Source organism: Streptomyces sp. A1136 (genome assembly GCF_004795055.1).
Taxonomy (GTDB): Bacteria; Actinomycetota; Actinomycetes; order Streptomycetales; family Streptomycetaceae; genus Streptomyces.
In genome coordinates this window covers 203,976-226,663 of sequence record NZ_SSBJ01000007.1, presented here as the reverse complement: position 1 = coordinate 226,663, position 22,688 = coordinate 203,976, and the positions used below count along the sequence as shown (strand labels likewise).

Sequence of the window (22,688 nt, the reverse complement as noted above, 5' to 3'; positions counted from 1 at the left end):
CGCGCCGCAAACGGGGGGACGGGACGGCGGCTTTACTGGAATGCTATCGGTTGCGCGCAACAACTGGGCAAGCCAGAAGCCGAGTCGATGGCCGTCGGCCAGTGACTGCCAGTGATCCTTCTGCGGAAAATCGTCGAGCGATTCACCATAAAAGGTACTTTCAGCCCTGGAGTCGGTACTCCTCGAGCAGGCGTCGCCCGATGATCATTTTCTGGATCTCGGCGGTACCTTCACCGATCAGCAGCATCGGGGCTTCCCGGTACAGGCGCTCGATCTCGTACTCCTTCGAGAACCCGTAGCCGCCGTGGATGCGGAAGGCGTCTTCCACCACCTCCTTGCAGTACTCGGAGGCGAGGTACTTCGCCATCCCTGCTTCGAGGTCGTTTCGTTCCCCGGAGTCCTTTTTGCGTGCTGCGTTGACCATCATCGCATGGGCGGCTTCGACCTTGGTAGCCATCTCGGCCAGCTTGAACTGGATGGCCTGGTGCTCGGCGATCGCCTTGCCGAAAGTGTGACGTTGCTGGGCATAGGAGACACCGAGCTCGAACGCACGCTGAGCGACGCCGCAGCCACGGGCGGCCACGTTGACGCGACCGACCTCGACGCCGTCCATCATTTGGTAAAACCCTCGGCCGGTCTGGCCGCCGAGGACGCGATTGGCCGGAATGCGCAGTCCGTCCATGATGAGCTCGGTCGTGTCGACGCCCTTGTAGCCCATCTTGTCGATCTTGCCCGGGATGGTCAGGCCCGGACGGACCTCCCCGAAGCCGGGCTCCTTCTCGACCAGGAAGGTCGTCATCGACTTGTGGGGCGCGGTGCCCTCCGGGTGTCCTTCGTCACTCCGGACGAGGACGGCCACCAGCGTGGAGGTGCCTCCGTTGGTCAGCCACATCTTCTGGCCGTTCAGGACGTACTCGTCGCCGTCCTTCACCGCCTTCGAGGTGATGGCCGACACGTCCGACCCCAGGCCCGGCTCGGACATCGAGAACGCGCCGCGCACCTCGCCCAGCGCCATGCGCGGGAGGAAGTGGTCCTTCTGCTCCTGCGTGCCGTGCTGCTTGAGCATGTACGCCACGATGAAGTGGGTGTTGATGATGCCCGAGACGGACATCCAGCCGCGCGCTATCTCCTCGACGCACAGCGCGTAGGTGAGCAGCGACTCACCCAGACCGCCGTACTCCTCCGGGATCATCAGCCCGAACAGGCCGAGCTCCTTGAGACCGTCGACGATCTGCTGCGGGTACTCGTCGCGGTGCTCCAGCTCGGTCGCGACCGGGATGATCTCCTTGTCGACGAACTCGCGGACCGTCTTGAGGATCTCGCGCTGGACCTCGTTGAGGCCGGCGGTCTGGGCAAGTCGGGTCATGGCTCTTACTTCCCCTGTTCCTTGAGCTGCGGGCGCCCGGGCTGCTCGCCGCCGCGCTCCTTGATGTACGTCTCGGTCGGGACCATCACCTTGCGGCGGAAGACGCAGACGAGGGTGCCGTCCTGCTTGTAGCCCTTGGTCTCCACGTAGACGATCCCGCGGTCGTTCTTCGACTTCGAGGGGGTCTTGTCGAGGACCGTGGTCTCGCCGTAGATGGTGTCGCCGTGGAAGGTCGGCGCCACGTGCCGCAGGGACTCGATCTCCAGGTTGGCGATGGCCTTCCCCGAGACGTCGGGGACCGACATGCCGAGCAGCAGCGAGTAGATGTAGTTGCCGACGACCACGTTCTTGCCGAAGTCGGTGGTGTTCTCGGCGTAATTGGCGTCCATGTGGAGCGGGTGGTGGTTCATGGTCAGCAGGCAGAAGAGGTGGTCGTCGTACTCCGTGACCGTCTTCCCGGGCCAGTGCTTGTAGACCGCCCCGACCTCGAACTCCTCGTACGTACGTCCGAACTGCATGGTCCTACGCCTCCGGGATCTCGAACTTGCTGGTGCGCTGCATGCCCGCCGCGCGGCCCTTGCCCGCGATGACCAGGGCCATCTTGCGGCTGGCCTCGTCGATCATCTCGTCGCCGAGCATGGCCGAGCCCTTCTTGCCGCCGGCCTCGGAGGTGCACCAGTCGTACGCGTCGAGGATCAGCTCGGCGTGGTCGTAGTCCTCCTGCGAGGGCGAGAAGACCTCGTTCGCCGCGTCGACCTGTCCGGGGTGCAGCACCCACTTGCCGTCGAAGCCGAGGGCCGCGGCCCGCCCGGCGACCTCGCGGTACGCGTCCACGTCGCGGATCTGCAGGAAGGGGCCGTCGATGGCCTGGAGGTTGTGCGTACGGGCCGCCATCAGGATGCGCATCAGGATGTAGTGGTAGGCGTCCGCCGGGTAGCCGGGCGGCTGCATGCCCACGACCAGGGACTTCATGTTGATGGAGGCCATGAAGTCGGCCGGCCCGAAGATGATGGTCTCCAGCCGGGGCGAGGCGGCGGCGATCGCGTCGACGTTCACCAGGCCCTTGGCGTTCTCGATCTGCGCCTCGATGCCGATCTTGCCGACCTCGAAGCCCATGGTCTTCTCGATCTGCGTCAGCAGCAGGTCGAGCGCCACGACCTGCTGGGCGTCCTGCACCTTCGGCAGCATGATGCAGTCGAGGTTCTGGCCGGCGCCCTCGACGACCGTGATGACGTCGCGGTAGGTCCAGTGGGTGGTCCAGTCGTTGACGCGCACCACACGGGTCTTGCCGGTCCAGTCGCCGTTGTTCAGCGCGTCCACGATCGTGTGGCGCGCTCCCTCCTTGGCGAGCGGGGCGCAGGCGTCCTCCAGGTCGAGGAAGACCTGGTCGGCCGGCAGGCCCTGGGCCTTCTCCAGGAAACGCGGGTTCGAACCCGGCACCGCGAGGCAGGAGCGGCGCGGTCGCAGCCGGTTCACCGGGGAAGCGGGCGTGGTCATGCGGGAACCTCCATGGGGTCGAGCTTGTTCGCTTTGCGGATCTCGTCGACGATACGGCCGATGATCTCCGTGATGCCGAAGTCCTTGGGTGTGAACACGGCGGCGACTCCGGCCGCCTTCAGTGTCACCGCGTCGGCGTTCGGGATGATGCCGCCCACGATGACGGGTATGTCGCCCGCCCCCGCGAGGCGCAGGCGCTCCAGCACGTCGGGGACGAGCGCGCAGTGCGAGCCGGACAGGATGGACAGTCCCACGCAGTGCACGTCCTCGGCCAGCGCGGCGGAGGAGATCTCCTCGGGCGTCAGCCGGATGCCCTGGTAGACCACCTCGAAGCCCGCGTCACGGGCCCGAACCGCGATCTGCTCGGCGCCGTTGGAGTGCCCGTCCAGACCCGGCTTGCCCACCAGCAGGCGCAGCCGGCCGGAGCCGAGCTCCTCGGCCGTCCGGGCGACCTTCTCGCGGACGAGGGCCATCGGGGTGCCCTCCTCGGCGGTGACGGCCACCGGTGCCGAGGAGACCCCGGTCGGGGCGCGGAACTCGCCGAAGACCTCCCGGAGCGCGTTCGCCCACTCCCCGGTGGTGACACCGGCGCGGGCGCACTCCAAGGTGGCCTCCATCAGGTTCTCGGTACCGGCCGCAGCCTCCTTGAGGCGCTCCAGCGCCTGCCGGGTGGTGGGGAAGACGAACGGGTCGCCCTCGCCCTGGCGGATCGAGGACTCCTCGCGCTCGGCGCGCCAGCGGCCGATGCGCTCGACGATCTGCGCCTCCACCGCCCCGTCCACCGTCATGATGGCGCCGTCCAGGTCGGCGGTGAGCGGGTTCTCCTCGGTCTGCTGGAAGCAGTTGACCCCGACGATCTTGTCTTCGCCGGCCTCGATCCGGGCCCGTCGCTCGGCGTGCGAGGAGACGAGCCGGGACTTGAGGTAGCCGGACTCGACGGCGGCCATCGCGCCGCCCATCTCCTCGATCCGGTCGATCTCCTCCAGGCACTCCGCCACCAGGGACTCGACCTTGGCCTCGATGACGTGGGAGCCGGCGAAGATGTCCTCGTACTCCAGCAGGTCGCTCTCGTGCGCGAGGACCTGCTGGATGCGCAGCGACCACTGCTGGTCCCAGGGCCGGGGCAGGCCCAGCGCCTCGTTCCAGGCCGGCAACTGCACCGCGCGGGCGCGGGCGTCCTTGGAGAGGGTGACCGCGAGCATCTCCAGCACGATGCGCTGGACGTTGTTCTCCGGTTGCGCCTCGGTCAGTCCGAGGGAGTTGACCTGGACGCCGTACCGGAAGCGCCGCTGCTTGGCGTCCTCGATGCCGTAGCGCTCGCGGGTGACCTTGTCCCAGATCCGGCCGAAGGCGCGCATCTTGCACATCTCCTCGATGAAGCGGACGCCCGCGTTCACGAAGAAGGAGATACGGGCGACGACCTCACCGAAACGTTCCTCCGGGACCTGCCCGGAATCGCGCACCGAGTCCAGGACGGCGATCGCGGTCGACATCGCGTACGAGATCTCCTGGACCGGGGTCGCCCCCGCCTCCTGGAGGTGGTACGAGCAGATGTTGATCGGGTTCCACTTCGGTATGTGGTTGACCGTGTACGCGATCATGTCCGTCGTCAGGCGGAGCGAGGGTCCCGGCGGGAAGACGTGCGTCCCGCGCGAGAGGTACTCCTTGACGATGTCGTTCTGGGTGGTCCCCTGGAGCTTGGAGACGTCCGCGCCCTGCTCCTCGGCGGCCACCTGATAGAGCGCCAGCAGCCACATGGCCGTGGCGTTGATCGTCATCGAGGTGTTCATCTGCTCCAGGGGGATGTCCTGGAACAGTCGTCGCATGTCGCCCAGATGGGAGACCGGGACCCCGACCCGGCCCACCTCGCCGCGGGCGAGGATGTGGTCGGGGTCGTAACCGGTCTGCGTCGGAAGGTCGAACGCGACCGACAGGCCGGTCTGGCCCTTGGCGAGGTTGCGGCGGTACAGCTCGTTGGACGCCTCGGCCGTGGAGTGGCCGGCGTACGTCCGCATGAGCCACGGACGGTCTTTCTGGCGCTCTGTCATCTCAGGCTGTCCCTCTGGGCCCTCGGACGTCTCAGACGTTGCGGAAGCGGTTGATGGCGTCGAGGTGCTGGGCGCGCATCTCGTGGTCGCGGACGCCGAGGCCCTCCTCGGGGGCGAGGGCGAGGACGCCGACCTTGCCCTGGTGGAGGTTGCGGTGGACGTCGTAGGCGGCCTGGCCGGTCTCCTCCAGGGAGTAGACCTTCGACAGGGTGGGGTGGATCTTGCCCTTGGCGATCAGGCGGTTGGCCTCCCAGGCCTCGCGGTAGTTGGCGAAGTGGGAGCCGATGATGCGCTTCAGCGACATCCACAGGTACCGGTTGTCGTACTCGTGCATGTAGCCGGAGGTGGAGGCGCAGGTGGTGATGGTGCCGCCCTTGCGGGTGACGTACACGGAGGCGCCGAAGGTCTCGCGGCCCGGGTGCTCGAAGACGATGTCGATGTCCTCGCCGCCGGTCAGCTCGCGGATGCGCTTGCCGAAGCGCTTCCATTCCTTGGGGTCCTGGGTGTGCTCGTCCTTCCAGAATTTGTAGCCCTCGGCGTTGCGGTCGATGACGGCCTCGGCGCCCATGGAGCGGCAGATGTCGGCCTTCTCCGGGGAGGAGACCACGCAGATGGGGTTGGCGCCGCCGGCGAGGGCGAACTGGGTGGCGTAGGAGCCGAGGCCGCCGCTGGCGCCCCAGATAAGGACGTTGTCGCCCTGCTTCATCCCGGCGCCGTTGCGGGAGACCAGCTGGCGGTAGGCGGTGGAGTTGACCAGGCCGGGGGAGGCGGCCTCCTCCCAGCTGAGGTGCTCGGGCTTGGGCATCAGCTGGTTCGACTTGACCAGGGCGATCTCGGCGAGGCCGCCGAAGTTGGTCTCGAAGCCCCAGATCCGCTGCTCGGGGTCGAGCATCGTGTCGTTGTGGCCGTCGGAGGACTCCAGCTCCACCGACAGGCAGTGCGCGACGACCTCGTCGCCCGGCTTCCAGGCGTTGACGCCGGGGCCGGTGCGCAGCACGACGCCCGCGAGGTCGGAGCCGATGACGTGGTAGGGCAGGTCGTGGCGCTTGGTCAGCTCCGACAGGCGCCCGTAACGCTCCAGGAAGCTGAAGGTGGACACCGGCTCGAAGATCGAGGTCCACACGGAGTTGTAGTTGACCGAGGAGGCCATCACGGCCACCAGGGCCTCGCCCGGGCCGAGTTCGGGGACCGGGACCTGGTCGAGGTGCAGGGACTTGCGCGGGTCCTTCTCGCGGGTGGTGAGCCCGGCGAACATCTCCGCCTCGTCCTTGTGCACGGTGATCGCGCGGTACGAGTCGGGGAGCGGCAGGGCCGCGTAGTCGGCGGCAGTCGCGGCCTGCGACTGGATCGCGTCGAGGATGTCCTTCACGGTGTTGCCTCCGGCTAAGCGCTGATGAGGGTGCGCTGAGGGGATACGCGGCTGCGCGGTACGGGTGTGGTGTGGTGCCGTCGGTCCGGCGAAAGCGGTGGTGCGGGCGACGCCTGTGGTGGGGCGTACGGGGCCTGGTGACGCAGGCATCCGGGGCGCGATCCGTGCCGGGTGGACGTGGACCGCGGGGACATCCGGACCACTTCAACGTATGGCACCCCGTGTCACTCAGCAAGGCACCGCGTGCCAAAACTTTCTCTCATTTGCCATTTGACCTGCGCAGATGAGCGATGATCGATCAGAGTTACCGGTGAGTAGGGGCAAGTCGGACAAACGGAAGGGCCGCCCCCCGAATGGGAGGCGGCCCGTGTGACGAGAGTCGCTACTTGTTCTTCAGTGCCTCTTCGATGGTCCGCATGACCTCGTCGAGCGGGGCGTCCGTCCGGGCCACCGCCACCAGTACCTCGCCCTCCGTGCGCACCGCCGCCGGCGCGGCCGGCGGGCCCGTCAGGGTGCGGCCCGCGCCGATCCCCGAACCGAAGGTCTTGCGCACGATCGAGAAGGCGTGGTCCAACTGCGCCTCCACGTCCCCCTGGCCGCCCGCGCGCAGCCAGCGCCGCAGCACGTGGTTGTGGGCCGTGACCACCGCCGAGGCGGCGACCTCCGCCAGCAGCGGGTCGTCGTTGCCGTCGGCGTGGTCCTGCTCGTCGAAGTGGGCGAGCAGGTAGCGGGTGAAGAGCCGCTCGTACCGGGCCACGGAGGCGATCTCCCGCTCCCGCAGCGCCGGCACCTCACGGGTGAGCCGGTAGCGCTCCACCGACACCGCGGGCGAGGCGGCGTACATCTTCATGACTTCCTTGATCCCCCGGCACACCGTGTCGAGCGGGTGCTCGTGCGCCGGGGCCACGTCCAGGACGGCCTCGGCCCGGGTCAGGGTGTCGTCGTGGTCCGGGAAGATCGCCTCTTCCTTGGACCGGAAGTGCCGGAAGAAGGTCCGGCGGGCCACCCCGGCGGTCGCGGCGATCTCGTCGACCGTCGTGGCCTCGTACCCCTTCGTCGCGAACAGCTCCATGGCGGCCGCCGCCAGCTCGCGGCGCATCTTGAGCCGCTGAGCGGCCGCCTTGGTGCCGGCCGCGCTCTCCGGGGCGTCGGACGCCGTGGCGGCGCGGGGCGAGGTCTTGGCGGGCTGGGACATAGAGCGAAAGTACTTCATTCGCGCGGGGGAGCGCGCCTGAGGGTGGTGGGACGTGGGTGGATGCGGGGGAGGGCCGGCACTGGGCACACAGTGCTCGTCGGGAGGGTTCGTCCGCCGTGAGGGTCCGGCGGACCCGAGGAGCCCTCCCCACGCATCCGGCTCGCGGGCCCGGGCGTCGCCGCGACGCCCGGGCGGCGGATCACCGGCGGGCGTACTCACGGAATCCGCGGCCGGTCTTCCGGCCCAGGCAGCCCGCCGCGACCAGGTGCTCCAGCAGTGCCGAGGGCGCCAGGCCCGGGTCACGGAACTCCTGGTGGAGGACCTTCTCGATGGCCAGGGACACGTCCAGGCCGACCACGTCGAGGAGCTCGAACGGCCCCATCGGGTAGCCGCCGCCCAGCTTCATCGCGGCGTCGATGTCGTCGATGCCGGCGTAGTGCTGCTCGACCATCTTGATCGCGTTGTTCAGGTACGGGAACAGCAGCGCGTTCACGATGAAACCGGCCCGGTCCCCGCAGTCGACCGCGTGCTTGCGGACCTTCCCGCAGACCTCGCGGACCGTGGCGTGCACGTCGTCCGAGGTCAGGACGGTACGGACCACCTCGACCAGCTTCATCGCCGGCGCCGGGTTGAAGAAGTGCATGCCGATCACGTCCTGCGGACGCGAGGTCGCGCGTGCCACGGCGATCACCGGGAGCGAGGAGGTGGTCGTGGCCAGCACCGCGCCCGGCTTGCAGACCTTGTCCAGGCCCGCGAACAGCTCCTGCTTGACCGCGAGGTCCTCGGCGACCGCCTCCACGGCCAGGTCCACCTCGGCGAAGGCGTCCAGCGAGCCCGCCGGGGTGATCAGCGCCAGGGTCTTCGCCGCGCCGTCCTCGGTCAGTCGGCCCTTGGACACCGCACGGCCCAAGGACTTGCCGATCGCGGCCTTCGCGGCCTCCGCCTTCTCCTGGCTGCGGGCGGCCAGCACCACCGGGTAACCGGCCTGCGCGAAGACCTGCGCGATACCGCTCGCCATGGTGCCGGAGCCGGCCACGCCGACCGACGCGACCGCACGGCCCCCGCCGAGCAGCGACCCGTCCAGCGGGGTCTGCAGGTCCCGCACGATCACCGGGCTGCCCGGCGCCTCGTACGTGTAGAAACCACGGCCCGCCTTCTGTCCCGTCAGGCCCGCCTCGGCGAGGTGCCCGAGGATCGGGGCCGGGGCGTGCAGCCGGTCGCCGGAGGAGGCGTACATGGCCTCCAGGACGGTACGGGCGGTGTCCACGCCGATCAGGTCGAGAAGTGCGAGCGGGCCCATCGGCAGGCCGCAGCCGAGCCGCATCGCCGCGTCGATGTCCTCGCGGGAGGCGTACTTCGACTCGTACATGGCCGCGGCCTGGTTCAGGTAGCCGAAGAGCAGGCCGTCCGCGACGAATCCGGGACGGTCGCCGACCGCGACGGGCTCCTTGCCGAGCTCGCGGGCCAGCTCGGTGACCGCCTGGACGGCCGGCGGGGCCGTCAGCACGCAGGAGACCACCTCGACCAGCTTCATCGCCGGCGCCGGGTTGAAGAAGTGCAGGCCCAGGACCCGCTCGGGGCGCTGGGACTCGGCGGCCATCCGGGTCACCGACAGGGCGTTGGTGCCGGTGGCCAAGATGGTGTCCGGGCGGACGACCGCGTCGAGTTCGCGGAAGAGCCGCTGCTTGATCGCGTAGTCCTCGGGGACGACCTCGATGACCAGGTCCGCCTCGGCGGCGGCGCTCAGCTCGGTGAAGGTGCGGAACCGGGCGAGCACGCTGTCGCGCTCGGGCTCGGTGAGCCGCTCCCGGGCGACGGAACGGGCCGTCGAGGCGGCGAGCGCGGCGGTGGCCCGGCGGGCGGCGCCTTCGCTGACGTCGATGCCGATGACCTCCCGGCCGGCCCGGGCGAGGACCTCGGCGATGCCGGTGCCCATGGTGCCGAGACCGACGACGGCGATGGTCTGGAGGGTGGATTGACTGGACGTGGACGGACGGTCCATCGCGGGACTCCAGTGGAAGAGGGTGACGACTGAGGGCGCGGCGCGCGGCGCACAGCACGCGGCCGGGGATTCCGCACAGAGATGCCCGAGGGGCGGGAGAACGGCGGACCCTGTCCCGGGGCCACGCCGCGCGTGAAACTCGTAAGGCGCCGTACCCGAACCGCGGTACGGGGCACTCGGTACCTGGGGTACCGGACCGACTCGTACGGGACGGCTGCGTCACCAGGCCGGTCCCGTACGTATTGAGGGGAGCGTAACTCCTCGGTAACCCGTTGGCCAGAGCACGGGAACGGGTAACGGATGTGACGTACACCGCTGCGGACCTAGGGTGGCAGGGTGAACGACGTACTGGAGCGCCTGCGGGGCGAAGCGGGGGAGTCGGCGGAGTACGAGGCGTTGCTCGCGGCCGGCCCCGACGGGCTCGCGGCCGCGCTGACTTCGCCCGGGCTGCCGCTGTGGGCGCGTGAACTGGCCGCGTACCGACTGGGGATGGCGGGGGACCGGCGGGCCTTCGAGGCGTTGGTGCTGCTGCTCAACCACCGGGACCCGCCCCGGTGCGAGGCCGCCGCCCAGGCGCTGGCCGTCCTCGACGACCCCCGCACGGCCCGCGCGGCGGCCGCCCTGGCGACGAACGAACTTCGCACCGCCTACGCCCTGCACCCGGTCCGGCTGCTCACCGCCCTGCGGGCCCCGGAGTCGGCGCCCGCGCTGATCCGCACCCTCTCGCTACGCCTCGCGCCGCACGACCCGTACTGGCGCGTCGCCCTCGCGTGCGTGGAGGGCCTGGGCGCCCTCCGCGACCCCCGCGCGCGCGGGGTCCTGACCCGCGCCCAATCCCATCCCCGCCTCGCGCAGGCGGCGACGGCGTCCCTGCGGCTGCTGCCCGCCCCGGACGGGTCGGCCGGCTGACCCCGGGACGGGGTCAGCGGTCCGCCGGGACGATCGCGAAGGCCTCGACCTCCAGCAGGAGTTCCGGGTGGACGAGGGCGGCGACCTGGAACGCCGAGGAGGCGGGGAGCCGGTCCGCCGGGATCACGGCGGCGCGGGCTTCGCGCAGGGCCGGCAGGTGGGCCAGGTCGGTGACGAAGTAGGTCAGCTTCACCACGTCCTCGAAGCCGGCCCCGGCCGCCTCCAGACACCGGCGCAGGTTCTCGAACACCTGCCGGGCCTGGGCGGCGGCGTCGCCCACCCCCACCACCTCGCCCTTCTCGTCGAACGCGCACTGCCCGGAGACGGCGACGAACGTCCCCGTCCCCCGGACGACGTGGCTGTACTGGGGGCTCGGGGCGACGCCCTCGGGAGCGGCGATCCGGGTGAGGTGGCTGTCGCTCGATGTGGTCACGGCACGATCCTGCCCGGTGACGCTCAGCCGCGGAAGCCCAGCAGCCCGTGCAGGGCCGCGCCGCCCGCCGAGTGCGGGAGCGCGCGGGTGGCCGAGGCGGGCGTCGGGGCCGGACCGGCCGGGCAGGTGGCGTCCGCCGCCTTGCCCGTCCGCAGGTAGGACGCCAGCTTGTCGTCCAGGCACTTGTTGCCGCTCAGCGCGATCCCGTGGTTGCCGCCGCCCTCCTCGACCACCAGGGCCGCGCCCTTGAGCTTGTCCCGCATGCTCAGCGCGCCGCCGAACGGCGTCGCCGCGTCCTCCGTCGCCTGGAAGAGCAGCGCGGACGAGAGGTCGGTGTTCGTCACGTCCGGGGCGGCCAGGGGCTCCGTCTTCCAGAACGCGCACGGCGCGTTGTACCAGGCGTTGTTCCAGGTCATGAAGGGCGCCTCGGCGTGCGTGCGCCACATGTCGGCCCGCCAGGTGTCCCAGTCCTTCGGCCAGGCCGAGTCCCGGCACTGCACGGCCGTGTACACGCTGTACCCGTTGCCCGCCCCGGGCTCGACCGCACCGAACCGTTGGTAGGCCGCCACCAGCGGCTTCTCGTCCTTGCCCACGGAGTACGCGGAGAACGCCTCGGCCAGGTTGGGCCAGTAGCCGTCGTAGTAGCCGCCCGGCATGAAGGTGTCCTCCAGCTCGGACGCGCCGACCTTGCCGCCCGCCGGCGCCTCCCGCAGCGCCTCGCGCATCTCGTACCAGCGCCGTTCGACCTCCGCCGGATCGCCGCCCAGCCGGTACTTCTCGTCGTACCGGGCCACCCACGCCAGGAACGCCTTGTGGCGGGCGTCGAAGGCCCGGTCCTGGGCAAGGTTGTCCTCGTACCAGACCCCGCCCGGGTCGACGACGGAGTCGAGGACCAGGCGGTGCACCCGGTCCGGGTGCAGCTTGGCGTACACCGCGCCGAGGTAGGTCCCGTACGAGTAGCCGAAGTAGCTGAGCTTCGCCGCCCCCAGGGCCGTGCGCAGCGACTCCATGTCGCGGGCCGCCGAGACGGTGTCGATGTACGGGAGCACGTCCGCGTGCTTGGTCTGGCAGGACTCGGCGAAGGACCTGACGCGGTCGAGGTTGGCCTGCTCGGAGCGCCCGTCGGTGGGGACGGAATCAGGCCGTACCGGGGCGAAGTAACCGGCCGCGCAGTCCAGGGTCGGCTCGCTCTTGCCGACGCCCCGGGGGTCGAACCCGATCACGTCGTACGCGGCGGCCACGTCCTTCGGCAGCGCGGAGGCGATGAATCCGGCCAGCGCCCGGCCGCTGCCGCCCGGCCCGCCCGGGTTGACCAGCAGCGGACCCTGCGACTTCGCCGCGGTGTGCGGGACGCGGGTCAGGGCCAGGGCGATCTGCCGCCCCCGGGGGTTGTCGTGGTCGAGCGGGACCTTGAGGGAGGCGCACTGCAGCGAGGGGTAGCGGGTGGTCGCGCAGCCGGTCCAGCGCAGCGTCGCCGCCGCCGGGCCGGTCGAGCCCGCCGGGGCCACCGGGGCGGCGGTGACCGGCGTGGCGACGGCGACGACGGTCGCGATCGAGAGCAGGACGGCGGCGCGGTTCTTGACCTTCACGGAGCCGCGCGTCTTCAAGGGGTCGAGCATGGGGCCTCCCAGCCGAGGGTTCTGGGCGGAATCGTCCCGGAAATCACGCCCCGAAGCCCGGATTGCGCCGTCCATTGGCCCGATGTGATGAGCGTTCAGGGGCCGTACGGGGCGCACGGAGGCGGTCGGGGCCGATTTGGGCGCCCGCCCCCGAGGTGGTTGGCTTGCCGCGGACGAGCGGACACAACTGCTGGAGGAACAGCTATGGCGCAGGTCGAGGCCACCACGGAGCGGATCATCGCGGCCGACGCGGAGACCGTGTTCGACGCGCTGGCGGACTACACCGGGACCCGGGGCAAGCTGCTGCCCGAGCACTTCAGCGAGTACGAGGTGCGCGAGGGCGGCGACGGCGAGGGCACCCTCGTCCACTGGAAGCTCCAGGCCACCAGCAAGCGGGTACGGGACTGCCTGCTGGAGGTCGGCGAGCCGACCGACGGGCAGCTCGTGGAGAAGGACCGCAACTCCTCCATGGTCACCACCTGGACCGTGACCCCTGCCGGCGAGGGCAAGTCCAAGGTCGTCGTCTCCACCGTGTGGAACGGCGCCGGAGGCATCGGCGGCTTCTTCGAGCGCACCTTCGCACCCAAGGGCCTCGGTCGCATCTACGACACCGTGCTCGCCAACCTGGCAGCCGAAGTAGAGGGCTGAGCAAGGCAGTTGCCGGTGCGGGCCGTCGGGCGGCTCACCGGTTCGGGTGGACTTCCCGGCCCCGGTGGGCGCGCCCGGCGACCACCCCCCGGGCCCGGGCGTGGCCCCGGGCCCGGGGCGCCCCAGGCCGCTAGGGTGGATCGTCCGCGACCCGACCCACCGGGGGCCCGATGAAGATCCTCGTCTCCGCCGACATGGAAGGCGCCACCGGCGTCACCTGGCCCGCCGACGTGTTGCCCGGAACCCCGCAATGGGAACGCTGCCGGTCCTTGTTCACCTCCGACGTGAACGCGGCCGTCCTCGGCTTCTTCGACGGCGGCGCCGACGAGGTCCTCGTCAACGAGGCGCACTGGACCATGCGCAACCTGCTGCTGGAGCGGCTCGACGAGCGCACCGAGATGCTCACCGGCCGGCACAAGTCCCTCTCGATGGTCGAGGGCGTCCAGCACGGCGACGTCGACGGCATCGCGTTCGTCGGCTACCACACCGGCGCCGGCGCCGAGGGAGTCCTCGCCCACACCTACCTCGCCAACACCATCACGGGCGTCTGGCTCAACGGGGTCCGCGCGAGCGAGGGCCGGCTGAACGCCCATGTCGTCGCGGAGTACGGCGTCCCCGTCGTCCTCGTCACCGGAGACGACCTGACCTGCGCCGACGCCGCCGGTTACGCGCCCGGCGCGGAGAGCGTCGCCGTCAAGGACCACGTCTCGCGCTACGCGGCGGTCTGCCGCACCCCCGCCCGCACCGCCGCCGACATCCGCGCCGCCGCCCGGCGGGCGACCCGCCTGGCCGTCCGCCACGAGCCCCACGCGCGCGGGCCCTTCACCATCGAGGTGGAGTTCGACGCGGAGCACCTGCCGGCGGCCGCCACGGTGATCCCCGGTGTCGCCCGTTCGGGCGAGCGCAAGATCGCGTACACCAGCGAGACCATGTTCGAGGGCATCCGTACCTTCAAGGCGGTCACAACGGTCGTCTCGGCGGCCGTGGAGGAGCAGTATGGCTGACATGCGGCCCATGCATTCGACCGACGGCCCCGCGGACGAGACCGTGGACCGGACGGCGCTCGACGAAGCGGTCCGATTCACCTCCGACCTCATCCGCATCGACACCACCAACCGCGGCGGCGGCGACTGCCGGGAACGACCCGCCGCCGAATACGTCGCCGAACGGCTCGCCGCCGCAGGGCTGGAGCCGGTCCTGTCGGAGCGGACCCCGGGCCGGACCAACGTGGTCGCCCGCGTCGAGGGCGGCGACCCGTCCGCCGAGGCCCTCCTCGTCCACGGCCATCTCGACGTGGTCCCGGCCGAGGCCGCCGACTGGAGCGTCCACCCCTTCTCCGGCGAGATCCGCGACGGCGTGGTCTGGGGCCGCGGGGCGGTCGACATGAAGAACACAGACGCGATGGTGCTGGCCGTCGTTCGCGCCTGGGCGCGGGCCGGTGTCAAGCCCCGCCGGGACATCGTGCTCGCCTTCACGGCAGACGAGGAGGACAGTGCGATCGACGGCTCGGGTTTCCTCGCCGACCACCACCCGCACCTGTTCGACGGCTGCACGGAGGGGATCGGCGAATCCGGCGCCTTCACCCTGCACGCCGGCCGGGGCCGGCCCCTCTACCCGATCGCCGCCGGGGAACGCGGCACCGCCTGGCTGAAGCTGACGGCGCACGGCACCGCCGGCCACGGCTCCAAACCCAACCGGGCCAACGCCGTCACCCGCCTCGCCGCGGCCGTCGCCCGGATCGGCGCCCACGAATGGCCCGTGCGGCTCACCGACACCGTCACCGCCTGCCTCACCGAACTCGCCTCCCTCCAGGGCCTGTCCGTGAACCCGCGCGCCCGCGACACCGACCTCGACGCCCTCCTCGACAAGCTCGGTCCGGCCGCCGGACTGGTCGAGGCCACGCTCCGCAACAGCGCCAACCCCACCATGTTCGAGGCCGGTTACAAGCTGAACGTCATCCCGGGACACGCCACCGCGTACGTCGACGGACGGGTGCTGCCGGGCGGGGAGGCGGAGTTCATCGCCACCCTCGACGAACTCACCGGCCCCGACGTGCGCTGGGAGTTCCACCACCGGGAGGTGGCACTCGAAGCCCCCGTCACCGGACGGACCTACGGCATCCTGCGCGAGAGCGTCGAGCACTTCGACCCCGAGGGGCGCGCGGTTCCCTTCTGCATGGCCGGCGGGACCGACGCCAAGCAGTTCTCCCGGCTCGGCATCACCGGCTACGGCTTCTCCCCGCTCAAGCTGCCGCCCGGCTACGACTACTGGTCCCTCTTCCACGGCGTGGACGAGCGGGTCCCCGTGGACGCGCTGCACTTCGGGGTCCGGGTACTCGACCGCGCGCTGCGCACCCTGTGACGGGGGCAGCGCGATGACGACACCCTCCGCCGGGCCCTACGGGAGCTGGCCCTCGCCCATCGACGCCGCGCTGGCCGCGTCCCTCGACGGGCGGCCCGAGTACGTGGGCACCGTCGGCGCCGAGGTGTGGTGGACCGAGCCCCGGCCCGCCGAGGGCGGGCGTCGCACCCTGGTCCGCAGGCCCGCCGACGGGGGCCCAGAGCGGTCGGTGCTGGACGCGCCGTGGAACGTCCGCAGCCGGCACACCGAGTACGGGGGCCGCCCTTGGACCGGTACCGCACGCGCCACCGGCGGGCCGCTCGTGGTGTTCGTCCACCACGGCGACCAGCGGCTGTACGCGTACGAACCGGACGCGCCCGGCGCCCCGCCGCCCCGGCCGCTCACCCCCCTGTCCCCACTCCGCGTCGGTGGCGGGCTGCGCTGGGCCGACCCGGTGTTGCGCGGCGGCGAGGTGTGGTGCGTGCTGGAGGAGTTCACGGGGCCCGGGCCCACCGACGTACGCCGCGTGGTGGCGGCCGTACCGCTGGACGGCTCGGCCGCCGACGACCGGTCCGCGGTGCGGGAGCTGACCGACGACCGGCACCGGTTCACGACCGGCCCGCGGATCTCCCCGGACGGCCGGTTCGCGGCGCGGCTGGTGTGGGACCACCCCCGGATGCCGTGGGACGGCACCGAACTGCTGCTCGCCGAGGTCGTCGGGTCCGGCGGCGCCGGGTCCGACGTCCTCGCCGAGCCCCGTAGCGTGCTCGGCGGACCCGAGGAGGCCGTGGCCCAGGTGGAGTGGGCCGCGGACGGGGCCCTGTTGGCGGTCAGCGACCGCGGCGGCTGGTGGAACCCGTACCGCGTCGACCCGGACACCGGCGAGGCCGTCAACCTGTGCCCGCGCGAGGAGGAGTTCGGCGGCCCGCTGTGGAAGCCCGGCCTCGCCTGGATCGCCCCGCTGCCGGACCGGCTCCTCGCCGTCCTGCACGGCCAGGGCTCCTCGGTGCTCGGCGTGCTCGACCCCGACACCGGCGACCTGGTCGACGCGGCCGGCCCGTGGACGGCATGGCAGCCCACCCTCGCCGTCCACGGAACGCGGGTGTACGGGGTCGCCGCCAGCCCGCGCAGCGGCTACGAGGTGGTCGAACTGGACACGGCGTCCGGCCACGCCCGGGTCGTCGGCGCCCGTGCCGCCGCCCCCGTGGACCCCGCCTACTACCCCGAACCCCAGAGCCGGACCTTCCTCGGCCCGGGCGGCCGGGAGATCCACGCCCACGTCTACCCGCCCCACCACCCCGACCGGGCGGCGCCCGCCGACGAACTGCCCCCGTACGTGGTGTGGGCGCACGGCGGGCCGACCGACCACGTACCGCCGGTACTGGACCTGCACATCGCCTACTTCACCTCCCGGGGCATCGGCGTGGTCGAGGTGAACTACGGCGGCTCCTCCGGGTACGGCCGGCCCTACCGCGAGCGGCTGCGCGAGCAGTGGGGCGTGGTGGACGTGGAGGACTGCGCGGCCGTCGCCCGGGCCCTGGCCGCCGAGGGCACCGCCGACCCGGACCGGCTCGCGATCCGCGGGGCCAGCGCGGGCGGCTGGACGGCGGCCGCCTCCCTCGCCGCGACCGACCTCTACGCCTGCGCGGCGATCATCTACCCCGTGCTCGACCTGAGGGGCTTCGCTGAGGAGACCCACGACCTGGAGTCCCACTACGTCGACGGTCTGGCCGGCCCGCCGCGGACCCTGGCGGTGCGCTGCCGCGAACGCTCCCCGGTGGCCCGCGCCGACCGGATCACCGCCCCGTTCGTCCTGCTGCAGGGCCTCGACGACCCCGTCTGCCCGCCCGCGCAGGCGGAGCGCTTCCTGGCCGCGCTGCGCGGGCGCTCGGTGCCGCACGCGTACATCACCTTCGCGGGCGAGGGTCACGGATTTCGACGCGCGCAGACCATGGTCCGGGCCTTGGAAGCCGAACTCGGCCTCTACGTACAGGTGTTCGGTCTCGATCGGACTGACGTGCCGCGGCCGGCGCTCGAACCCTGACTCGGCCCCGGACGGCGGCGTGCCGGCGCCCGGTCCCGTGCATATGCTGAGGGCATGGCCGAACTCCACTACCTCCGCGAAGGGCCCCGGGTCGGCATCCGCGGCTACCGCGCCGCCGACGGGCCGGAGTTCACCGCCCGGGCGCGCGAGAGCCGGGACCTGCACCGGCCCTGGCTGTTCCCGCCCGACACCCTGGAGGCCTACGAGCCCTACGCGGCCCGACTCGACGGGGACGAGCGCGCCGGGTACCTGGTCTGCGAACGCGCCACCGGCGCACTGGCCGGGTTCGTCAACATCAACAACATCGTGCGCGGCGCGTTCCAGAGCGGCGCCCTCGGCTACGGGGCCTTCGCCCACGCCGCGGGGCGCGGACTGCTCGGTGAGGCGTTCGGCCTGGTCCTGGACCAGGCGTTCGCCCCGACCTCCGCGGGCGGCCTGGGCCTGCACCGGCTGGAGGCCAACATCCAGCCCGACAACGCCGCCTCCATCGCGCTCGTCCGCCGGCACGGCTTCCGGCTGGAGGGTCTCTCCCCCGACTTCCTGTACGTCGACGGCGCCTGGCGGGACCACGAGCGTTGGGCGCTCACCGCGGCGTAGGCCACCGCTTTGCGTAATCCTGACCGGTGGTGATCCGCGGAACCCCTGTGCACCGGTCGGTGCGGCGTGTTCCATTCCCTCATGGCCACCACCGTCCGACGTGCTCTGCTGAACCTCCCCGCCGCTCCGCTCGGCCCCGAGAACCCGCTGCCCGCCCTGCGCGCGCCCGCCGAGGTGCACGTACTGGACGAGCGGGCGCGGCAGGGGCTGCCGCGCGACATGGGCCGCCAGATCGGCTACGAACCGCTGCGTTCCCTGCTGCCCGTACGCCTGCGCGACGGGTACGAACGCACCCGTAACAAACGCGACTTCGAAGCGATCGTCATCGAGAACGCCCACCTGCGCGTCACGGTCCTGCCCGGGCTCGGCGGCCGGATCCACTCGCTCCTCCACCTGCCGACCGGCCGGGAACTCCTCTACCGCAACCCGGTGTTCCAGCCCGCGAACTTCGCCCTCAACGGCGCCTGGTTCTCGGGCGGTGTGGAATGGAACATCGGCGCCACCGGGCACACCACCTTGTCCTGCGCCCCACTGCACGCCGCGCTCGTCCCCGCGCCGGACGGCGGCGAGATGGTCCGGCTCTGGGAGTGGGAGCGGCTGCGCGACCTGCCGTTCCAGGTGGACCTGTGGCTGCCGGGGGACTCGGAGTTCCTCTACGCGGGCGTGCGCGTGCGCAACCCGCACGAGCGGCCCGCGCCCGTCTACTGGTGGTCCAACATCGCCGTCCCCGAGGACCCCGGGACCCGGGTGCTGGCCCCGGCGGACGAGGCCTGGCACTTCGGTTACGAACGCTCGCTGCGGCGCGTCCCCGTCCCGGAGTGGGAGGGCACGGACCGCACGTACCCACCGCGGTGCGAGCACCCCGCCGACTTCTTCTACGAGGTCCCGGAAGACACCCGGCCGTGGATCGCCTCCCTCGACGCCGAGGGTCGCGGACTGGTGCAGACCTCCACCGGACCGCTGCGCGGGCGCAAGCTGTTCACGTGGGGCTCGGGCGCCGGCGGCCGGCGGTGGCAGGAATGGCTGACCGAGCCGGGCACGGGGGGCTACGCGGAGATCCAGGCCGGACTGGCCCGGACCCAGCTGGAGCACGTACGACTGGAGGCGGGGGCGGAGTTCGCCTGGCTGGAGGCGTACGGGCCGCTCTCCGCCGAGCCCGCCGCCGTGCACGGCCCCGACTGGGCGGCGGCGCGGGGCGCGGCCTCGGCGGCGCTGGACGCGGCGCTGCCCGCCGAGCGGCTGGAGGCGGCGTACGCGGCGTGGCGCGGAGCGGCCGACGAGCAGCCCGGGGAGCGGCTGGCGACGGGCTCCGGCTGGGGCGCGCTGGAGGTGCTCTGCGGAGGCTTCAAGCTGCCCGGCACCCCCTTCCCCGAGTCGACGCTGGGTGAGGCCCAGGAGCCCTGGCTGGAACTGTGGCGAACCGGCGTCTTCCCCGCGCCGCGCCGGGTGGCCCCGCCGGGGGAGACCCTGGTGGCCCCGCACTGGCGGGACATGCTGGAGACGGCCCCCGCCGACCCGCTGACCGAGTACCACCTGGGCGTCGCACAGTGGCACGCAGGCGACGTGGCCCAAGCGGTGCGCAGCTGGGAGCGTGGCCTGGCGCTCGCGCCCTCGCGGTGGCCGCTGCTCAGGTGTCTGGCGGTGGCCGACGCGCTGGTCGGCGACGCCGAGCGGGCCGCCGACCGGTACACGGAGGCCTTCGAGGACCTGGCGCAGGAGAGCCGGGGCGGCCCGCCGTGGCTCGCGGCGGAATCCGCCCTGGGGCGCGAGGCGCTGACGGCCCTCCTGGCGGCCGGCCGGCTCGCGGCGGCGCGCTCGGTCTGGGACCGGCTGCGGCCCACCCTGCGCGAACACGGCCGCTTCCGGCTCCTCGCGGCGCGACTGCTGTCGGCGGAGGGCCACCTGGGCGCGGCCCGCAGGGTCTTCGAGGACGGTTTCGAGGTGCCGGACCTCCGCGAGGGCGAGGAGACCCTGGAGCACATCTGGTCCACCCTCACGGACCGGCCCCTCCCACCGGCCTACGACTTCCGCATGCGCCCCAAGACGCCCTGACCCTCACGCCCTGACCCCCGACGCCCGCACCCTCACGGCGTCCCGGCCCGCTTCACGCCCGGGCCAGGATCTCCCCGTTCAAGACCGAGAACCAGGCGTCCGGGGCGGCGCCCCAGGCGCGCCAGGCCTCGGCGATCGCGGTCAGCGCCTCCGGCGTGGCGTGGTGGCCGGAGGTCGCGATCGACGCGTACGCCGAGGCCGTCGTGCGGTCCGCCCACAGGGAGGACCACCAGGCGACCTCCTCCGGCGTGGCGAAGCACCAGGCCGTCGCGGAGGACGCCACCTCGGTGAACCCGGCCGCGCGGGCCCACGACAGCAGCCGTCGCCCCGCGTCCGGCTCGCCGCCGTTGGCCCGGGCCACCCGCCGGTACAGGCTCTGCCAGTCCTCCAGCCCGGGCGTAGGCGGGAACCAGGTCATCGCCGCGTAGTCGGCGTCGCGCGCCGCCACGATCCCGCCCGGCCGGCACACCCGGCGCATCTCGCGCAGCGCCCGCACCGGGTCCCCGACGTGCTGGAGCACCTGGTGGGCGTGGACCACGTCGAAGGAGTCGTCCGGGAAGTCCAGCGCGTGCACGTCCGCGGTGGCGAACTCGACGGGTGCGCCGGGCGCGCGCCGCGCCACGTAGGCCCGGGCCTGTTCCAGGACGTCGGCCGCCGCGTCGACCGCCGTGACCCGGCCGCCGGGGGCCACCAGTTCCGCCAGGTCCGCGGTGATGGTGCCGGGTCCGCAGCCCACGTCCAGCACCGACATGCCGGGTCGTAGTTCGCCGATCAGGTAGGCGGCCGAGTTCTCGGCGGTGCGCCAGCGGTGGGAACGCAGGACCGACTCGTGGTGGCCGTGCGTGTAGACGGCGGTCTCCTTCATGGCGGTGACTCCTCTTCGTCGAAGCGTGTGATCACGATAAAGGCTTGGCTCGATATTTGAGATGGGCGTATTGAAATATGGACACGACTCCTGTCGGGCACGGGAAGAGGACCGGCGGGTGGCGATGTCGGTCGCGGGCGGGGAGAGTGGGCCCAAGGGACGGACCGCGCCGGAGGGCGGTGCGGCCCCGTGCCCGGCACCCTGCTGCCCCAGCACGCCGAGGCACCGCGGCCGTTCGGCGGGCGACCACGACGGGCGCGGGCGGCGATAGCGGGTAAATAACCGTATAAAGGGCATGACCCGGCGGAGAGGGCGACCCGGGGACGGAACGAGGGAAGGCGGCGGCGCGATGTCGGGGAAGGCGGGGCCGGGGCGCACCACGGCGGAGGAGCGCGGCTACGTCCGCAACGGACCGCCCGCCCCCCAACCCGGCCTCCCGGTCCTGCCCGAACTCACCGCCGTCCTCGCCCGGGCCGCGGGACGCGCCGCCCCCGAGCCGCCCGGCGGCGGGGAGGCGGTACGCACGGCCGCCTGTGGGTACTGGGCCCGGCGCGGGCTGCCCACCCGGCCGGAGAACGTCGCCGCCGGCCCCGGCGCTCCAGGCCTGCTGCTCGCGCTGCTCGGCGCGTACGGGGGCGACGTGATGCTGCCCCGGCCCTGTCCCGCCTGGTGGACACCCCAGGTCCGGCTCCTGGGACGGCGGGCCTACCACGTCCCGACCCCCGCCGAGTGCGGCGGCGTACCGGACCCCTACGCCCTGCTGGAAACCGTCCGCCGGGTGCGGGCCGAAGGCGGCGATCCGCGCGTCCTGTTGTTGTCCGTCGCCGACGACCCGACCGCCACCGTGCCACCGCCCGAGATGCTGCGCGAGGCGTGCGAGGCCGCCGAAACCGCCGGACTGTTCGTGGTGAGCGACGAGAGCTGGCGCGACACCGTGCACCGCCCGCAGGAGACGCTGGTGCTGAGTCCGGCCGAGATGCTCCCCGACCAGGCCGCCGTGCTGGTGGACCTGTCCGGCTCCCTGCTGCCGGCGGGCTGGCCGGCGGCGGTGGTCCGCTTTCCCGGCACCGCCCGCGGCGCCCGCCTGTGGGCCCGCACCCTCGACGTCCTCACCGCCACGGGGGCCCTCGTCGCGGGCCCGGTCGCCGGTGCCGCCGCGTACGCGCTCGACGAACCCGACGCCGTCTGCGAACGCGCGTACACGGCCGCCGCCCTGCACGGCGCGGTGGCCGCCGCGGCACACCGCGAGCTGCTCGCCGCGGGCGCCTTCGCCCGACCCCCGCAGGCCGGACGCCACTTGTACGCGGACCTCACCTCGCTGCGCACCGGGCTGGCCCGGCACGGGGTGGGCGACGCGATGGAACTGGAGGACTGGCTCGGCGCCCGGCTCGGGGCGCCGACCCCCGGCGCCCAGCGGTTCGCCGACTCGCCCGACGCGCTGCGCGTACGCCTGTCGACGGGACCGCTGCTGGGAGCGGGTCCCCGGGAGCGGCTCGCCTCCCTCACCACCCGCGAGCCCCTGGAGCTGCCGCACGTAAAGGCCTCGCTGGACCGGCTCCGGTCGTTGCTGGCAGAGCTGGCCGACTGAACCGGGCGCCGAGCCCCGCCGACCCGACCACAGCGCAGGCGAACGGAGACTTCTCGTGACGGACCAGAGGGACGCCGTCGGACCCGACCGGACGGGCCGGGCCGTGCGCGAGGGCG

The 22,688-nt window shown here is 72.3% G+C and carries 18 protein-coding genes; 8 read left to right on the top strand and 10 right to left on the bottom strand.

What is annotated here, in order from left to right:
- Positions 1–160 precede the first annotated feature (160 nt).
- From E6R62_RS09600 to E6R62_RS09570, 7 genes are all read right to left on the bottom strand, one after another.
- Positions 161–1,366 carry an acyl-CoA dehydrogenase family protein gene (locus E6R62_RS09600; RefSeq protein WP_136212901.1) on the bottom strand — a complete coding sequence of 402 codons (1,206 nt, stop codon included), beginning with the start codon at positions 1,364–1,366 and terminating at the stop codon, positions 161–163.
- A 5-nt stretch (positions 1,367–1,371) separates the two neighbouring features.
- Positions 1,372–1,884, bottom strand: coding sequence for a MaoC family dehydratase (locus E6R62_RS09595; RefSeq protein ID WP_136212900.1), 513 nt, complete (start codon positions 1,882–1,884; stop codon positions 1,372–1,374).
- 4 nt (positions 1,885–1,888) lie between these two features.
- Positions 1,889–2,863, bottom strand: a complete 975-nt coding sequence (locus E6R62_RS09590; protein WP_136212899.1) for a CoA ester lyase — start codon at positions 2,861–2,863, stop codon at positions 1,889–1,891.
- On the bottom strand, positions 2,860–4,911 hold the full coding sequence (locus tag E6R62_RS09585) for a protein meaA (RefSeq protein WP_136212898.1): 2,052 nt from the start codon (positions 4,909–4,911) through the stop codon (positions 2,860–2,862). Before E6R62_RS09585 ends, E6R62_RS09590 begins: the two co-directional genes overlap by 4 nt.
- A gap of 31 nt (positions 4,912–4,942) precedes the next feature.
- The gene (gene ccrA, locus E6R62_RS09580; RefSeq protein WP_136212897.1) at positions 4,943–6,280 is read right to left on the bottom strand and encodes a crotonyl-CoA carboxylase/reductase; all 1,338 of its coding nucleotides are present in this window, start codon (positions 6,278–6,280) and stop codon (positions 4,943–4,945) included.
- Between the two features lie 382 nt (positions 6,281–6,662).
- The gene (locus E6R62_RS09575; RefSeq protein ID WP_206308694.1) at positions 6,663–7,475 is read right to left on the bottom strand and encodes a TetR family transcriptional regulator; all 813 of its coding nucleotides are present in this window, start codon (positions 7,473–7,475) and stop codon (positions 6,663–6,665) included.
- Between the two features lie 199 nt (positions 7,476–7,674).
- Positions 7,675–9,477: a 3-hydroxyacyl-CoA dehydrogenase family protein gene (locus tag E6R62_RS09570; RefSeq protein ID WP_136212895.1), complete on the bottom strand. Its 1,803-nt coding sequence runs from the start codon at positions 9,475–9,477 to the stop codon at positions 7,675–7,677.
- Positions 9,478–9,813: 336 nt separating this feature from the next.
- Between E6R62_RS09570 and E6R62_RS09565 the strand changes: the two genes are divergently transcribed.
- Positions 9,814–10,386 (top strand): HEAT repeat domain-containing protein, encoded by a 573-nt coding sequence (locus E6R62_RS09565; RefSeq protein WP_136212894.1) that lies wholly within the window; start codon positions 9,814–9,816, stop codon positions 10,384–10,386.
- Positions 10,387–10,399: 13 nt separating this feature from the next.
- Here E6R62_RS09565 and E6R62_RS09560 read toward each other — a convergent pair whose 3' ends face one another.
- Positions 10,400–10,819, bottom strand: a complete 420-nt coding sequence (locus E6R62_RS09560) for a RidA family protein (protein ID WP_136212893.1) — start codon at positions 10,817–10,819, stop codon at positions 10,400–10,402.
- A gap of 23 nt (positions 10,820–10,842) precedes the next feature.
- A complete protein-coding gene (locus E6R62_RS09555; protein ID WP_136212892.1) occupies positions 10,843–12,438 on the bottom strand; it encodes an alpha/beta hydrolase in 1,596 nt (531 codons plus the stop codon).
- A gap of 204 nt (positions 12,439–12,642) precedes the next feature.
- On the opposite strand from E6R62_RS09555, the gene E6R62_RS09550 reads away from it, so the two are divergent.
- The 6 genes from E6R62_RS09550 (at position 12,643) to E6R62_RS09525 (ending at position 20,119) form a co-directional block, all read left to right on the top strand.
- Positions 12,643–13,086, top strand: coding sequence for an SRPBCC family protein (locus E6R62_RS09550; protein ID WP_136212891.1), 444 nt, complete (start codon positions 12,643–12,645; stop codon positions 13,084–13,086).
- A gap of 170 nt (positions 13,087–13,256) precedes the next feature.
- Positions 13,257–14,090, top strand: a complete 834-nt coding sequence (locus tag E6R62_RS09545; protein WP_136212890.1) for a M55 family metallopeptidase — start codon at positions 13,257–13,259, stop codon at positions 14,088–14,090.
- 10 nt (positions 14,091–14,100) lie between these two features.
- A complete protein-coding gene (locus tag E6R62_RS09540) occupies positions 14,101–15,447 on the top strand; it encodes a M20/M25/M40 family metallo-hydrolase (RefSeq protein WP_136212889.1) in 1,347 nt (448 codons plus the stop codon).
- Positions 15,448–15,460: 13 nt separating this feature from the next.
- Positions 15,461–17,470, top strand: a complete 2,010-nt coding sequence (locus tag E6R62_RS09535; RefSeq protein ID WP_136212888.1) for a prolyl oligopeptidase family serine peptidase — start codon at positions 15,461–15,463, stop codon at positions 17,468–17,470.
- A gap of 54 nt (positions 17,471–17,524) precedes the next feature.
- On the top strand, positions 17,525–18,067 hold the full coding sequence (locus E6R62_RS09530) for a GNAT family N-acetyltransferase (RefSeq protein ID WP_136212887.1): 543 nt from the start codon (positions 17,525–17,527) through the stop codon (positions 18,065–18,067).
- An 81-nt stretch (positions 18,068–18,148) separates the two neighbouring features.
- Positions 18,149–20,119, top strand: coding sequence for a DUF5107 domain-containing protein (locus E6R62_RS09525; RefSeq protein ID WP_136212886.1), 1,971 nt, complete (start codon positions 18,149–18,151; stop codon positions 20,117–20,119).
- A gap of 52 nt (positions 20,120–20,171) precedes the next feature.
- Here the strand turns inward: E6R62_RS09525 and E6R62_RS09520 are convergent, their stop codons facing one another.
- On the bottom strand, positions 20,172–20,984 hold the full coding sequence (locus E6R62_RS09520) for a methyltransferase domain-containing protein (RefSeq protein WP_136212885.1): 813 nt from the start codon (positions 20,982–20,984) through the stop codon (positions 20,172–20,174).
- Positions 20,985–21,333: 349 nt separating this feature from the next.
- Between E6R62_RS09520 and E6R62_RS09515 the strand changes: the two genes are divergently transcribed.
- On the top strand, positions 21,334–22,572 hold the full coding sequence (locus E6R62_RS09515) for an aminotransferase class I/II-fold pyridoxal phosphate-dependent enzyme (protein WP_136212884.1): 1,239 nt from the start codon (positions 21,334–21,336) through the stop codon (positions 22,570–22,572).
- The last annotated feature ends 116 nt before the right edge of the window (positions 22,573–22,688 follow it).

What these genes read in the sequence shown, in the direction of transcription:
- E6R62_RS09600 (WP_136212901.1), bottom strand. Translation starts at nt 1,366, where the DNA reads ATGACCCGACTTGCCCAGACCGCCGGCCTCAACGAGGTCCAGCGCGAG.
- E6R62_RS09595 (WP_136212900.1), bottom strand. Translation starts at nt 1,884, where the DNA reads ATGCAGTTCGGACGTACGTACGAGGAGTTCGAGGTCGGGGCGGTCTAC.
- E6R62_RS09590 (WP_136212899.1), bottom strand. Translation starts at nt 2,863, where the DNA reads ATGACCACGCCCGCTTCCCCGGTGAACCGGCTGCGACCGCGCCGCTCC.
- E6R62_RS09585 (WP_136212898.1), bottom strand. Translation starts at nt 4,911, where the DNA reads ATGACAGAGCGCCAGAAAGACCGTCCGTGGCTCATGCGGACGTACGCC.
- E6R62_RS09575 (WP_206308694.1), bottom strand. Translation starts at nt 7,475, where the DNA reads ATGTCCCAGCCCGCCAAGACCTCGCCCCGCGCCGCCACGGCGTCCGAC.
- E6R62_RS09570 (WP_136212895.1), bottom strand. Translation starts at nt 9,477, where the DNA reads ATGGACCGTCCGTCCACGTCCAGTCAATCCACCCTCCAGACCATCGCC.
- E6R62_RS09555 (WP_136212892.1), bottom strand. Translation starts at nt 12,438, where the DNA reads ATGCTCGACCCCTTGAAGACGCGCGGCTCCGTGAAGGTCAAGAACCGC.
- E6R62_RS09550 (WP_136212891.1), top strand. Translation starts at nt 12,643, where the DNA reads ATGGCGCAGGTCGAGGCCACCACGGAGCGGATCATCGCGGCCGACGCG.
- E6R62_RS09545 (WP_136212890.1), top strand. Translation starts at nt 13,257, where the DNA reads ATGAAGATCCTCGTCTCCGCCGACATGGAAGGCGCCACCGGCGTCACC.
- E6R62_RS09540 (WP_136212889.1), top strand. Translation starts at nt 14,101, where the DNA reads ATGCATTCGACCGACGGCCCCGCGGACGAGACCGTGGACCGGACGGCG.
- E6R62_RS09535 (WP_136212888.1), top strand. Translation starts at nt 15,461, where the DNA reads ATGACGACACCCTCCGCCGGGCCCTACGGGAGCTGGCCCTCGCCCATC.
- E6R62_RS09530 (WP_136212887.1), top strand. Translation starts at nt 17,525, where the DNA reads ATGGCCGAACTCCACTACCTCCGCGAAGGGCCCCGGGTCGGCATCCGC.
- E6R62_RS09525 (WP_136212886.1), top strand. Translation starts at nt 18,149, where the DNA reads ATGGCCACCACCGTCCGACGTGCTCTGCTGAACCTCCCCGCCGCTCCG.
- E6R62_RS09520 (WP_136212885.1), bottom strand. Translation starts at nt 20,984, where the DNA reads ATGAAGGAGACCGCCGTCTACACGCACGGCCACCACGAGTCGGTCCTG.
- E6R62_RS09515 (WP_136212884.1), top strand. Translation starts at nt 21,334, where the DNA reads ATGTCGGGGAAGGCGGGGCCGGGGCGCACCACGGCGGAGGAGCGCGGC.